Below are 12,311 nucleotides of genomic sequence, written 5' to 3'. Positions count from 1 at the left end.
TGACGGCAACGCTGACGGCAACGACCACGCATGGCACCCACCAGTAGCCCACCACGATCCCCAGGCCGGACCGCCGTCGAGGCCCGCACCATGCCCGTGCCCGAACCTACGGATCAAGAGGTTGCAGGTTCGAATCCTGCCGAGCGCGCCCCAGCTCAGAGGCCCCTTCCAGTGATGGAAGGGGCCTCTGGCGTATGCGTTGGCCGCGCGCCTGGGCTTGCGCGGGGGGTGGGTCAGTTCCCGCGCGAGTGGGTCAGGGTCGGCTGAGCAGGTTCAGGGTGTTGGTCGCGTCGTCGACGAAGTAGACGCGGTTGGGGTTTGTGGCGATCGCGAGCCCGAACAGTGCGCCCGCTCCGGGCGGGGTGCCGCTGGTGTCGAGTGTGCGTACGGCCACCTGGGCGCCGCGGGGGGTGGTCTCCACGATGTTGCCGTCGCCGCCGTTGACGGTGAGGATGTGGCCCTTCGGGGTGATCGCCATCCCGAGCGGGCCGTTGAGGTGCTGGTCGGTGGTGACCACTCGGCCGGTGCCGGCGCTGGTGCGCCGGGTCAGTGCGTCCGGGATCGCGGTGATGCGGTTCTCGACGGTGTCCGCCACATAGAGCGTGCTGCCCCGCAGGCCGACGCCCGTCGGCCCGATCACGAGGGCCTCCGGGTCGGTCTTCTCGGCGAAGCCCGAACCGATCTTGGTCGTGGCGATGCGGGTCGGCGGCCGCTTGTCGTGGGTGCGCAGGGTGATCCGCAGTACGGTGCCCCGCCGCACGATGTCGCCGCCGGCGGCGACCGTGCCGTTGAGTACGTTGGTGACGAACAGATCGGTTTTCTTGCCGCGGCTCTTCGCGGTCATGTCCCAGGGGCCGTTGATCCCGTGGCCGCTGAAGGTCTCCCGGACCTTTCCGTGACTGTCCAGCACGAGCAGACACCCGGCCTTCGCCGTGGCGGATGTGCCGTCGGCAGTGGGCAGACTGCCCACCACCACCCAGCCGCCCGGCAGGATGGACAGTGCGGTGGTCAGCCCCACGCCCCCGGGGCACGGCCCTGGCAGCTTCCGCGGGTTGATCTGGGCGAACAGCCTGGTCGTGCCTTTGGGGCTGATCTGTACGAGCGTGGTCCCCCTGCCCTGCTGGTTCGCGGCGTTGTTGAAGTTGCTGACCAGTACGTTGCCGCGGCGCAGGTCACCGACGCTCTTCTTGACCAGGACGGTGCCGTACGGGTTGAGGTCGCCGTTGGGCGGGACCGTCGACGCGATGGTTGAGACGGTGTGCAGCGGACCGAGGAACGGTCTTCCGTCACGATGCGTCGGCACGGCGGATGCCGTCTGGCCCACCGTCATGATCGCTGTTGTCGCGGTCACGGCCACCGCCGCGAGACGCGGAGCGAAACGAAGCCTCATCAGGTCATACCTCCTTGGCGTCGTGCGGCCGTCCTGCGGCCTCACGACGGTCACGGAAAGTTGCCAACCATCACATAACCGGACTGAATGAGGCGGCGCACGTCAGACGGAGCCGGATGCGCGACTGCTGAGGGCCTGGGAGGATCCAGCGCTCCTGGAAGGAGTCACTGATGCTGGACCGGCGGGCAGTAGCCGGTTTCCTCGCCGATGGTGTTGATGTCGGCGTTGGGCCTGGGGTCTCCCGCGTAGTTGATCTGGTCCGTGCACTTCGTCCCGGGCTTCTTGGGGGTGCCCGACGGCGTGCTGGTGGCGGGGTCCTGGGTGGTCTTGGCTGTGGGGGCGGGGGACTTCGGGGCACTCGCGGAAGTGGAGGGTGAGGACGAGGCGTCGGTGCCGCTGTCCTGGCAGGCGGTGAGCCCGAACGCGGCGACAGCGATCAACATGGCGGCGGCGGCCTTGCGGGCGTGGCGGAGGGTGGTGTGGTGCGGCATGATCTTCCCCGTTTTCTCGGCGTGGTGCTTCAGATCCGTGAGAACAAGGTTGTCGGCCACCGCTGATGATCTACCGCTGTCCGGCTAACGTCTCACTAATGTCCGAGATGGGCCGTCGGGGCCGGAGGGGATGGCCGATCATGGACGAGTGCGAGGGAGGGGCTTTCGTGGGTGATCGTCATGCTCCTGCGTTGGCGGAGGGGTTCAGTGCCTTCGCTCTGGACGCTGATTGGCCAGAGTCGCGCCAGGTCATGGCGTACGGCCCGTACCGGGTCGCTCGTGGGCGGGTGGGCACCATCGAGCTGTACGGCGCATGGGCAGTGTCCTGAAAGGCGTCCCGCGGGTCCGCTGGGGGAACTGAGCGACGCGCAACAGAGGCCCGCCGTAGGTCGGGCTGCTGGAGAGCGTCTGCCGGGCCGAGCAGTGGCACTCCGCCGCCGCGGCGGGGCGGAGTTCGAAGCATGCGAACTACCAGGAGCAGCCCGGCTGGGAGGTGGCGGCCAGGGCAGCGGTGTGCGCGGGGCGGCCGGTCATCGAGGGGATCGCCTCATCCGGGCGGGTGGATGAGGTTCGGGCAGCCCGGAAGCTGCTGTGGGTCATGGACAATCTGCCGCCACTTCCGCGGCTTTGAGGCTGGGGTGTGCACTCCCGGGGGCGTTTGCGGGGTCGCTCCGTCTGCCGGGCGCCGGCCGGCGTACCTCCGACGAGGTCCGGCTCGGTGGCGGAACTGCCGAGCCGGACCTTGAATCAACGGCCTTGGCTTGGTGGTCGGGGCGGAAGCGGGTTACCGATGCTCGAATGTCGCGGGGGGCCGTACGCGCTGCGCGGCGGTGTGCTCGGCCATGCCGCCGGCACCGGCGTGCACTCCGCCGTGCGGGGACCGCGTGCCGCGGCCGTCGGATGTGAACTTTCCATCCCTTAGCTCGAAGTGCTCGGGCGGTGAGCAGCCGATCGCCGGGGTGATCAACAGGCTGGTGGTGACGGGCGCGGGGTTGGTGCTCGCCGTTGAGAACTCGCAGATCGCGCCCCGGCCGGTGACCGGGAACCAGAACCAGCCGTCCACCGCACCGACCCGTACCTCGTCCGAGAGTACGAGGCGGCCGTGCTCCCGTAGGAAGGCCTTCAGGCGGACGGAGGCCCTGAGGGGGTCCTTGGTGGACCGGATCGCGGTCAGGGTGAACCGGACGTTGTCGTCCGCGTCCAGGACCGAGGAAGCGATCTGCCTGGTCTCGGCCTCCTTCCCGCCGCCTGTCCCCCCGCCGTGGGCCGGGGCTTCGGTGGTTTCGGCAGGGGTGGCCAGCATGGCGACGGTCGCGGCGGCGGTGGCCAGAACGGCGCCGCCGCGCGCGAGTGCGCTCGCGTGTATCGGCATCTTTCCTCCATGATGCTCATGCGTCTTGTTCGCGCATGAATGCCACTTTTTTCCTTCCACTTGGCGCATGGGAAAAGCACCTGAATCACCCGTTCGCGCGCGGCGTCACCCGGTCGGACCGCACCCCGGTGCGTTCGAAGGTGACGTCGGCGGCGCGCGGGACGATCTCGATCTCGTCGCCCAAGGCCCATTCGGCCACCCGCGACACCATCGCGGCCGGAACCACGTCGCTGATGCCCGCGGCCGCCGGGATGTCATACGTCGCATGGGCATCGTGCGGGAGGACCACCCGGTATCCCAGCGCCAGCGCCGTACGCGCTGTCGCGCTGACACACATCTCGGACATCACCCCGCACACGGCCAGGGCCCGTATCCCCATGCCGGTGAGCAGTTCGCCGAGGGGTGTGTCCTCGAAGCCGTCGTCCTCCGACTTGCGGATCACGACTTCCCGTTGGCCTTCGTGGACCGGCAGACGCAGCTCCCAGCCCGGTGTCATCGGCTCGTCGGCCGCGCCGGCCGGCCCGTCGTTCTGGAGGTGGACGACGAGCGCGCCCGCCGCGCGTGCCCTGGCCGTGAGGTCCGTGACGCGCTCAAGCATCCGTGGCGCGTCAGGCACCGCGGACGGACCTGAGACGAAGGCCGATTGGACATCCACGACGATCAGAGCCTGGGTGGGCGGCACGGGTGTGGTCATGGGGTGATTATCCGGGGATTGGGACGGGGATTGGGGGGGTGGGGCGGGGCTCGGGGGTCAGTTGGTGTCAGCGGGTGGGGAAGCGCGCCAGGTGACGGTCCCAGGTGTCCGCCGCCTGACACAGGGCGGCGGCGGTGAGGGTGAACTGGACCGGGTAAGGGTCCAGGCGGTCGTCGCGGTGGAGCCATGGCGGTGCGGCCTCGTGGGAGAAGTGGATGGTCACCGCCAGGGTGCCGTCGTCGTGCCTGTCGGACCGGCCGAAGGACAGGACGGGTTCGATGAAGGACAGGTCCGGGGCCGGCGCGGCGGTGGCGGCGGTGCGCAGCCAGGTGGAGACGGCGTGGGCCTCGTCGACCAGGAGGCAGGGGTCGATGAAGGACCAGCTGCCCTCGGGGGTGGTGATCTCGCCTTGGACGTCGAGCCAGTTGTCGTCGTACCAGTCGCCGCTGACCGCCGGGAACTGGTAGCGCAGCGGCCGCAGTTCGACGCTGTGGTCACGGTTGGTGAGGAGCATGGGCCAAGGGTGGCACGCGGGTCACGGCCGCGGCGGGGCGTCCAGGATGGCCGTGGCCAGGGTGTGGAGGCTCGTGGTGAGGCGGTGGCCTTCGCCCTGGCGTAGGAGGTCCAGGATCGGGTCGCTGTGCAGGGCGCTCAGGAGGACATGGGCCAGGAGCTCGGCGTCCAGGTCGGGGCGTTCCGCGGTGATGAGGGTGCTGATGTGGCGGTGCCAGGCGGTGTAGACGGGGTGTGCGTCCTGGGCGGCGGCCGGGGAGTCCCCGGCGGGCTTGGGGGCGGTGGTCATGGCGTGGTCGAGCGCGGCGATGAGGCCCTTGTTGCGGGTGACGACGTAGACCATGGCGTCGAGGAAGGCCAGCAGGCGCTCGCGCGGGGGCGCACCCGGGCCCAGGGGCGGCGGGCCCGTGGCGACGGACTCGCCGAGGGTGAGGGCGCGTTCCTCCATGAGGGCGCGCATGAGGCCCATGCGGTTGCCGAACCGGTGGAAGACGGTGCCTTTGCCGACGCCCGCCGCGGTGGCGACCTGCTCCATGGAGATCTGCTCGGGCCGGTAACGGGCCAGCAGTTCTTCGGTCGCGCAGAGGATGGCCCGCCGGTTCCGTGCGGCGTCGGCGCGTTCACGGCGGCCCCCGGTCATTGCGTCCTCTCCTCTCGTACGGCCGTGTCTTTGGACTGTCTCGCATGGTGTCACGCGCTTCCGGGGTGTCCCGCATGGACAACTGGACCGGGGGTCCAGTACGGTCGCGAGGGTTGGTTAACTTGACTGGCGGTCCAGTTTTCTGGGGAGGGCTTCAGCATGCGACGTGTGCGTTATTACGAGTACGGCGGTCCCGAGGTGCTGCGGATCGAGGAAGTGGACACCCCCGTTCCGGGCGAGGGGCAGGTGCTCATCCGCGTCGAGGCGATCGGCGCCAACTTCGTCGACACCAAGTTCCGGCGCGGGGGACAGGGCATTTTCGAGTGGCCGCTGCCCGGCACGGTCACCGGGGATGTGGTGGGCAGGGTCGAGGCCGTCGGGCCCGGGGTCGACCCGGGGCGGGTGGGGGAGAGGGTGGCGGTGCTCGTCGAGGACGCGTTCGCGGATCAGGTCGTCGCGGACGCGGCCTGGCTGGCCCCGGTGCCCGAGGGGCTCGATGTCGGAGCGGCCAGCATGCTGCCGATGGGGGCGCCGGTGGCCCTGCGGGTGTTGCGTCTGGGGCGGCTCGCGGAGGGCGAGACCGTGCTGGTGCACTCGGCCGCGGGCGGCATCGGCCATCTCGCCGTACAGCTCGCGCGGGTGCTGGGGGCCGGCAAGGTCGTCGCCACCGTGGGCTCACCCGCCAAGTTCGACTTCGTCCGCGAGCTGGGCGCCGATGTCGTCGTCGACTACACCGACGACGACTGGCCGGACCAGGTGCGGAAGGCCGTGCCGGCCGGTGTGGACCTGGCCGTGGGGTCGGTCGGCGGGCCGATCCTGCCTCAGACCGTCGAGCTGCTGGCCCCGTTGGGGCGGGATGTCGAGTACGGGGCGGCGAGCGGGGATCTGGGGGAGGTCGGGGTCATGGCGCTGGTCGCGATGAAGCAGGTGATCGGGTTCTCCCTGTACGCCTGGCGGGCGGCCCGGCCCGAGCAGGCGCGCGAGGACATGGCGGAGGTCGCCGGCCACTTCGCGGCGGGGCGGCTGCGCACCGTCGTACACGCGCGCTTTCCGCTCGACGAGGTGGCCGCGGCCCACCGGGTGCTCGATGAGCGGGCCCAGCTCGGCCGGGTGCTGATCGTGCCGTGACATCCGGGACGCCGCGACACCCGTGACGCCGTGACATCCGGGACACCCGTGACGCCGTGACATCCGGGACACCCGTGGTGTCTGTGGTTCCCGTGATACGCGGGGAGGCTGGTTCCGGTGTCCGGAACCAGCCTCCCCGCGAGCGTGGTGGAGGAGAGGAGGAGGTGTCAGTCCTCCTCCGCCTTCCAGAACACCGGCTCCTTGTCGAAGTCGCCCGTGTACGAGACGACCGACGGCGTCTCGCCCGACGGCAGCAGGAAGACCTTGCAGAGCGTGGCGGTGTCGCCCTCGTTGAAGTCGTCCGGGTCCTTGCCGGGGCACTTGGCGACGTCGCCGTCCAGGGTGATGAGGGACTTCCCCTCCTCGCCGCGGCTGTCACGCAGGCGGGTGGGGGTGTTCAGGAAGGGGTAGTGGATCGAGTTCTTGCCGATGTTCGCGAAGCTCATCGTCACGTAGTACGGCTGGAGCTTCCGCTCCTCGGCGTTGAGAGCCACCTTGTCCAGGTCGGACTGGGCGCCCTTCACCACGCTCTTCGCCGCGATCCTCAGGGTGCCCGTCTTGTCCGAGCGCTTGTAGGTGATCGGGGTGGTCTCGCCGAGGGCGAGGGTCTTGCCCGCGTCGGAGTCGAGCGCCTTGCTGGCAGAGGCGGACGGCTTCGCGGGGGCCTTGGAGGAGGGCGTGTCGCTGCCGCCGTCCTGGGCGAGGTTGTCGTTGCAGCCGGTCGCGACGAGGGCGAAGCCCGCGGCGCACAGGACGGCGACGGCGGTGCGGTTGCGCGTGGATCGGATACGCATGGATGGGTCCCCGTTGAGTTGAATTCGTCTGAGGTGATTTCGTCGTGGCGGGCCGGATACGCCAGGCCCTCGTTGTGCGGTGCACACATCATGACCGCGACAAAGCCCCAGGCCAGGGGTGATGATCCACTCGAAGCGAGGCTGAGACCACGTCGTTGCAAAGTAACCGGGAGATGGAACGGATTTCCCTGGCCGCTCGGAATGACGTAGAGTTACAGCTACCGACGCGGGGTGGAGCAGCTCGGTAGCTCGCTGGGCTCATAACCCAGAGGTCGCAGGTTCAAATCCTGTCCCCGCTACTCATACGAGGGCCCGGCACACCAGTGCCGGGCCCTCGGCCGTTCATGGCCGGCTCACGGGCCCGTTCACACGTCCGTTCACAGGTCCGTTCACAGGCCCGTTCACGACCGGGAAGGCGACTTCGGGACCTTCCAGGTCGCCGGCCTCTCGGTGCCGTCCCCCGTGGCGTAGGTCACGGTGGCCGGGGTGGCGCCCTTGGGCAGCAGGAAGACCTTGCACAGGGTCGCGGTGTCGCCCGCCCCGAAGTCGTCGGGGTCCTCGCCGGGGCACCGCTTCACCCCGTCGTCCTCGCTGATCAGGACCTCCTGGGACGCGCCGGCGCTGTCCTCCAGGCTGGTGGGGGTGTTCAGGAAGGGGTAGTGGATGGAGGCGTCGCCGATGTTCGTGAAGGTCATGGTGACGTAGTACGGCTGCAGTTTCCGGTCCGCGCCCTGGAGCGAGGCCTTCGGTAGATCCGCCCGTGAGCCCTTCACCACGCTCTCCGCCGCGACCTTCAGGGTGCCCCGGACGTTGTCCGAGCCGCCCTTGTACGTGATCGCGGTGGCCTTGCCGAGCGCGAGGGCCCCGCCGCCGTCCCCGTTCACCGCCCCGTCGGCCGAGGCCGCGGGTCCCCTCCCTCGCCCCGCCTTCCCGGAGGCGGCGCCGTCCTCGCAGCCGGTGGCGAGGAGGGCGAGGCCGGCCGCGCAGGCGAGGGCGGCGATGCGGGGTGGGGTGGAGCGGTTGAGCACGTGGACGGTCCCTTTGCGGTGGTCGACTGCCGGCCGTGGTTCGTCGTCGAGAAGAACGCGATGATCTTGTATTGCAGATCATCATGGTCGCGACAAAAGACCTCTTGGGCGCCGATACCAAGCCGCAGCAAGCCTGAGACGGGGCCGTGACGCGTCGGCCGGGCGCCTCGTGACCCGCCGCTGCGCGGTGCGCCCGGATGCGGCGACGTCGCAGGTCGGGGCGATTGTCAGTGGCGGGTGCCATGCTTCTTGCACAGCGGTCGTCACTGACCCGGCGGCGGCCGGGGCGGGCCTGACGGGGGTGGGCCCGCCCCGACCGTGAGCCGTGATCCGTGAGCTGTGATCCGTGTGCTGTGAGCCGTGGGTCGTGGGCGGGCGGGAAGCCGAGATCGTGCCGGGGGTCAGTCGCCGTGGCCCAGGGGCAGGGCCTCGGCCAGGGTGCGCCACTCGGCCAGCGTGATGTTGTTCAGGGGGTCGTCGGCCACGACCTGGACCGCCAGGTGGTCAGCGCCCGCCGCCAGGAACTCGTCGACGCGGCGGCGGATCGCCTCGGCGTCGCCGAGGGCGAAGACGGACGAGACGAGGTGGTCGCTTCCGCCGTCGCGGAAGTCGTCCTCGGTGAAGCCCAAGCGAAGGAGGTTATTGGTGTAGTTGGGCATCTGGAGGTAGACGGAGAGATAGTCACGGGCGGTGGCGCGGGCGCGGTCGAGGTCCGGGTCGAGGACGACCTTGAGGTCCGGGGCGAGGAGGGGGTCGGCGCCCAGGATTTCGCGGGCCTCGGCGGTGAACTCGGGCGTGACCAGGTAGGGATGGGCACCGCCCGCGCGGTCGCGGGACAGCCCCAGCATCTTCGGGCCGAGCGCGGCCAGCACCCGGCGGGAGGCGGGGACGGGGGCCGGAGCGGCGTCGAGGGCGTCCAGGTACTCCCGCATCGCCGTGTACGGGCGGGCGTACTGCTTGACCAGGTGGCCGTGGCTCACCCCGAGGCCGAGCAGGAAGCGGCCGCCGTGAGCCGCGTCGAGGGCGGAATGGCGCTCGGCCACGTAGGTCGCCTCGTGGTCCCAGATGTTGAGGATGCCGGTCGCGACCGTGGTCCGGGAGGTCGCCTCCAGGAGGAAGGCGGCTTGGTCCGGCGAGGGGCTGGCGCCGAGCCACAGCGCTCCGTACCCCAGCTCGTCCACCTCGGCGGCGGCGTCCCTGATCGGGCCCTGGTCCGCGGGGTCCGTCGTGCGGAGGGCCCCGGTCCAGATGCCGGTCCTGCCCAGTGTGGTGGCGAGCGCCCTGCCGGGCGGTGTGGCGGGCGCTGTGCCAGGCGCCGTGCCAGACGTCGTCCCGGGCGTGTTGCCTTGTGTGTCGTGAGAGGCCATACGGGCATTCAACCGGAGGTGGCATCCGGTTGTTCCTCGCCGCGCGGCCGTACATCGATTTGGCACGGGATTCTCACCTGAGCGGGTCTGGCGGCGGCCACACCGGCCACACCGGCCATACCGTTCACACCTGGCCATACCGGCCACACCGCGGCCGTACGGAGACCGCACAGGATTCTCAGGCTATTCACAGAGAGCCGAAAGGGAGCTCTCAGACGGCCGCCCGAAGGTGAGAACCATGAAGGCGACCTCGCCCCATGGGCGTTCCGAACTGCTGCGGCCCGACGGCAGCCCTGTCCGGGTGCTGGTTGTGGACGATGAGTCGGCCCTCGCCGACCTGCTCTCGATGGCGCTGCGCTACGAGGGCTGGGAGGTGCGGACGGCCGGCAGCGGCGCGGAGGCACTGCGGATCACCCGCGAGCTGCGCCCGGACGCCGTCGTCCTGGACATCATGCTGCCCGACATGGACGGGCTCACGCTGCTGGGGCGGGTACGCAACGAGCTTCCCGAGGTGCCGGTGCTCTTCCTGACCGCGAAGGACGCGGTCGAGGACCGGATCGCCGGGCTGACCGCGGGCGGCGACGACTACGTCACCAAGCCCTTCAGCCTGGAGGAGGTCGTCGCCCGGCTGCGCGGTCTGCTGCGCAGGTCGGGGGCCGCGGCGGCGCGCAGCGAGTCGCTGCTGACCGTCGGCGATCTGGTCCTGGACGAGGACAGCCACGAGGTCTCGCGGGCCGGCCAGGAGATCCATCTGACCGCGACCGAGTTCGAGCTGCTGCGCTATCTGATGCGCAATCCGCGCCGGGTGCTCAGCAAGGCCCAGATCCTCGACCGGGTGTGGAGCTATGACTTCGGCGGCCAGGCCAACGTCGTCGAGCTGTATATCTCCTATCTGCGCCGGAAGATCGACGTGGGGCGCAGCCCGATGATCCACACCCGGCGCGGCGCGGGGTATCTGATCAAGCCGGGCGAGTAGGCGAGCCGGACCGTGGCCCTCTCCCCTGCCGCCGGTGTGCCCGCCGTGCCTCAGCCGTCCCCCGGGCCCCCGTCGTCCTCCGGGTCCCAGCCGTCCCCCGGGCCCCCGTCGTCCTCCGGGTCCCAGCCGTCCCCCGGGCCCCCGCCATCCACCGCGTCCGCGCCGTCGCCCGCGTCCCCGCCTGCCGGCAGGCGGTCCGCGCGCCGCCGCCGCAGGCCGTGGTCGCTGCGCACCCGGCTCGTCGTCGCCGCGGTCGGGCTGATCGCCGTCGTCTGTGCCGTCATCGGCACGGTCACCACGATCGCCCTCCACACCTATCTGTACAACCAGGTGGACAAGCAGCTCACCGGCGTCGCCATGCGGGTCGCCGGCCCGCCCTTCGGCATCGGCAAGGACCCGCGGTCCCGGGACGGCCAGCGCACGCAGGACATCCGTGACGTGGTCGCCGGGCCGGGCCAGCCGATGGGGACGGTCGCCGCGGAAGTCGAGGGCGGCGCGATCGCCGACGGCGCGATCAGCTCCCAGCACGAGGCGGACACGGGCGAACCCAAGATCTCGGGCAGCTATCTGACCGCCGCTCAGCTGAAATCGCTGAGTGACGTCCCGCGGGACGGGGGCGAGCACACCGTCGACATCCCCGGCAAGGGCGAGTACCGCGTGAAGTACGTCGGCGGGGGCCACGGCGACTTCCTCGTCGGCATTCCGACGGCCGAGGCGCAGAACACCGTCGACACCCTCATCCTCGCCGAGATCTCCGTCACCGCCGCCGGGCTGGTCGCCGCCGGGATCGCCGGCGTCACCATGGTCGGCATCTCGCTGCGCCCGCTGCGCCGGGTGGCGGCCACCGCCACCCGCGTCTCCGAACTGCCGCTGCACAGCGGCGAGGTGGCCCTGCGCGAGCGGGTGCCGCCGTCCGAGGCCGATCCGCGCACCGAGGTCGGCCAGGTCGGCGCGGCCCTGAACCGCATGCTCGGACACGTCGAGTCGGCGCTCGCGGCCCGCCAGGAGAGCGAGACGCGGGTACGTCAGTTCGTCGCCGACGCCAGCCATGAGCTGCGCACCCCGCTCGCCTCGATCCGGGGCTACGCCGAGCTGACCAGACGCGGCCGCGAGGAGATCGGGCCCGACACCCGGCACGCCCTCGGCCGGGTCGAGTCCGAGGCGGCGCGGATGACCGGCCTGGTCGAGGACCTGCTGCTGCTGGCGCGCCTCGACGCGGGCCGCCCCGTCGAGCGCGCGGAGCTGGATCTGTCGCCCCTGGTCGTGGACGCGGTCAGCGACGCCCGGGCCGCCGGGTCCGACCACAAGTGGCGCCTGGAGCTGCCGGATGACCCCGCGGTCGTGTACGGCGACGACGCCAGGCTGCGCCAGGTCCTGGTCAACCTGCTCGCCAACGCCCGTACGCACACGCCCCCCGGGACGACGGTCACCGCGCGCGTGCTGTGGCAGGGCCCGTACGGGGCGGGGCACGGGGCGCCGTACCCGGCCGCGTACCCACCGCCGTATCCGGCCCCGTATCCAGCCCAGTATCCGGCCCCGTATCCCGGGCCCTGCGTGTCCCTGGAGGTCGAGGACGACGGGCCGGGCATTCCGCCGGACCTCCTGCCGCATGTCTTCGAACGCTTCGCCCGCGGCGACGCGTCGCGCTCACGCGCCGCCGGGAGCACGGGGCTCGGCCTCGCCATCGTGCACGCCGTGGTCACGGCGCACGGTGGCCGGGTGACGGTGGACAGCGTGCCCGGACGCACGGTCTTCGGCGTCCACCTGCCCGTCGGCCTGCCCGGCGACCCGCCCGTCGGCCTGCCCGGCGACCCGCCCGTCCACCAGGCCGCCCACCACCCCCTCCGCCAGGCCGTTCACCACTCCGTAACCCACTCACAGGCACGGCACAGGCTGACCACACAGCCATGACAGCGCC

General features: G+C 70.9%; 13 protein-coding genes and 1 tRNA gene. 4 read left to right on the top strand and 10 right to left on the bottom strand.

The window, feature by feature from the left end; translation table 11 throughout:
* Nucleotides 1-253: 253 nt before the first annotated feature.
* From ACFZDL_RS33285 to ACFZDL_RS33260, 6 genes are all read right to left on the bottom strand, one after another.
* A complete protein-coding gene (locus tag ACFZDL_RS33285) occupies nucleotides 254-1,390 on the bottom strand; it encodes a hypothetical protein (protein WP_353590230.1) in 1,137 nt (378 codons plus the stop codon).
* 164 nt (nucleotides 1,391-1,554) lie between these two features.
* Complete coding sequence (locus ACFZDL_RS33280; RefSeq protein ID WP_353590231.1) at nucleotides 1,555-1,941, bottom strand: hypothetical protein; 387 nt, start codon at nucleotides 1,939-1,941, stop codon at nucleotides 1,555-1,557.
* 724 nt (nucleotides 1,942-2,665) lie between these two features.
* A complete protein-coding gene (locus ACFZDL_RS33275) occupies nucleotides 2,666-3,253 on the bottom strand; it encodes a hypothetical protein (protein WP_353590232.1) in 588 nt (195 codons plus the stop codon).
* An 85-nt stretch (nucleotides 3,254-3,338) separates the two neighbouring features.
* Nucleotides 3,339-3,947 (bottom strand): isochorismatase family protein, encoded by a 609-nt coding sequence (locus tag ACFZDL_RS33270; protein ID WP_353590233.1) that lies wholly within the window; start codon nucleotides 3,945-3,947, stop codon nucleotides 3,339-3,341.
* A 67-nt stretch (nucleotides 3,948-4,014) separates the two neighbouring features.
* Nucleotides 4,015-4,461 carry a hypothetical protein gene (locus ACFZDL_RS33265; protein ID WP_353590234.1) on the bottom strand — a complete coding sequence of 149 codons (447 nt, stop codon included), beginning with the start codon at nucleotides 4,459-4,461 and terminating at the stop codon, nucleotides 4,015-4,017.
* 21 nt (nucleotides 4,462-4,482) lie between these two features.
* Complete coding sequence (locus ACFZDL_RS33260) at nucleotides 4,483-5,100, bottom strand: TetR/AcrR family transcriptional regulator (RefSeq protein ID WP_353590235.1); 618 nt, start codon at nucleotides 5,098-5,100, stop codon at nucleotides 4,483-4,485.
* Nucleotides 5,101-5,259: 159 nt separating this feature from the next.
* Between ACFZDL_RS33260 and ACFZDL_RS33255 the strand changes: the two genes are divergently transcribed.
* On the top strand, nucleotides 5,260-6,228 hold the full coding sequence (locus tag ACFZDL_RS33255; RefSeq protein WP_353590236.1) for a zinc-binding dehydrogenase: 969 nt from the start codon (nucleotides 5,260-5,262) through the stop codon (nucleotides 6,226-6,228).
* A gap of 167 nt (nucleotides 6,229-6,395) precedes the next feature.
* Here the strand turns inward: ACFZDL_RS33255 and ACFZDL_RS33250 are convergent, their stop codons facing one another.
* Nucleotides 6,396-7,022 (bottom strand): hypothetical protein, encoded by a 627-nt coding sequence (locus tag ACFZDL_RS33250; protein WP_353590237.1) that lies wholly within the window; start codon nucleotides 7,020-7,022, stop codon nucleotides 6,396-6,398.
* Between the two features lie 225 nt (nucleotides 7,023-7,247).
* Between ACFZDL_RS33250 and ACFZDL_RS33245 the strand changes: the two genes are divergently transcribed.
* Nucleotides 7,248-7,321: transfer RNA gene (locus ACFZDL_RS33245), tRNA-Met, on the top strand.
* A 102-nt stretch (nucleotides 7,322-7,423) separates the two neighbouring features.
* Here ACFZDL_RS33245 and ACFZDL_RS33240 read toward each other — a convergent pair.
* On the bottom strand, nucleotides 7,424-8,050 hold the full coding sequence (locus ACFZDL_RS33240; RefSeq protein WP_353590238.1) for a hypothetical protein: 627 nt from the start codon (nucleotides 8,048-8,050) through the stop codon (nucleotides 7,424-7,426).
* A gap of 401 nt (nucleotides 8,051-8,451) precedes the next feature.
* Nucleotides 8,452-9,417 carry an LLM class F420-dependent oxidoreductase gene (locus ACFZDL_RS33235; RefSeq protein WP_353590239.1) on the bottom strand — a complete coding sequence of 322 codons (966 nt, stop codon included), beginning with the start codon at nucleotides 9,415-9,417 and terminating at the stop codon, nucleotides 8,452-8,454.
* A 238-nt stretch (nucleotides 9,418-9,655) separates the two neighbouring features.
* On the opposite strand from ACFZDL_RS33235, the gene ACFZDL_RS33230 reads away from it, so the two are divergent.
* On the top strand, nucleotides 9,656-10,393 hold the full coding sequence (locus ACFZDL_RS33230; protein WP_353590240.1) for a response regulator transcription factor: 738 nt from the start codon (nucleotides 9,656-9,658) through the stop codon (nucleotides 10,391-10,393).
* Between the two features lie 50 nt (nucleotides 10,394-10,443).
* Here ACFZDL_RS33230 and ACFZDL_RS33225 read toward each other — a convergent pair whose 3' ends face one another.
* A complete protein-coding gene (locus tag ACFZDL_RS33225) occupies nucleotides 10,444-10,692 on the bottom strand; it encodes a hypothetical protein (protein ID WP_353590241.1) in 249 nt (82 codons plus the stop codon).
* 31 nt (nucleotides 10,693-10,723) lie between these two features.
* Between ACFZDL_RS33225 and ACFZDL_RS33220 the strand changes: the two genes are divergently transcribed.
* Nucleotides 10,724-12,304: a HAMP domain-containing sensor histidine kinase gene (locus ACFZDL_RS33220; RefSeq protein ID WP_353590242.1), complete on the top strand. Its 1,581-nt coding sequence runs from the start codon at nucleotides 10,724-10,726 to the stop codon at nucleotides 12,302-12,304.
* The last annotated feature ends 7 nt before the right edge of the window (nucleotides 12,305-12,311 follow it).

This window comes from Streptomyces sp. NPDC007917, from assembly GCF_042959105.1.
In the GTDB taxonomy this organism is placed as follows: Bacteria; Actinomycetota; Actinomycetes; order Streptomycetales; family Streptomycetaceae; genus Streptomyces.
The sequence above is the reverse complement of the archived record's forward strand: the minus strand, read 5'-3'. Positions and strand labels throughout refer to the sequence as shown.

What these genes read in the sequence shown, in the direction of transcription:
- ACFZDL_RS33285 (WP_353590230.1), bottom strand. Translation starts at nt 1,390, where the DNA reads ATGAGGCTTCGTTTCGCTCCGCGTCTCGCGGCGGTGGCCGTGACCGCG.
- ACFZDL_RS33275 (WP_353590232.1), bottom strand. Translation starts at nt 3,253, where the DNA reads ATGCCGATACACGCGAGCGCACTCGCGCGCGGCGGCGCCGTTCTGGCC.
- ACFZDL_RS33270 (WP_353590233.1), bottom strand. Translation starts at nt 3,947, where the DNA reads ATGACCACACCCGTGCCGCCCACCCAGGCTCTGATCGTCGTGGATGTC.
- ACFZDL_RS33265 (WP_353590234.1), bottom strand. Translation starts at nt 4,461, where the DNA reads ATGCTCCTCACCAACCGTGACCACAGCGTCGAACTGCGGCCGCTGCGC.
- ACFZDL_RS33260 (WP_353590235.1), bottom strand. Translation starts at nt 5,100, where the DNA reads ATGACCGGGGGCCGCCGTGAACGCGCCGACGCCGCACGGAACCGGCGG.
- ACFZDL_RS33255 (WP_353590236.1), top strand. Translation starts at nt 5,260, where the DNA reads ATGCGACGTGTGCGTTATTACGAGTACGGCGGTCCCGAGGTGCTGCGG.
- ACFZDL_RS33250 (WP_353590237.1), bottom strand. Translation starts at nt 7,022, where the DNA reads ATGCGTATCCGATCCACGCGCAACCGCACCGCCGTCGCCGTCCTGTGC.
- ACFZDL_RS33235 (WP_353590239.1), bottom strand. Translation starts at nt 9,417, where the DNA reads ATGGCCTCTCACGACACACAAGGCAACACGCCCGGGACGACGTCTGGC.
- ACFZDL_RS33230 (WP_353590240.1), top strand. Translation starts at nt 9,656, where the DNA reads ATGAAGGCGACCTCGCCCCATGGGCGTTCCGAACTGCTGCGGCCCGAC.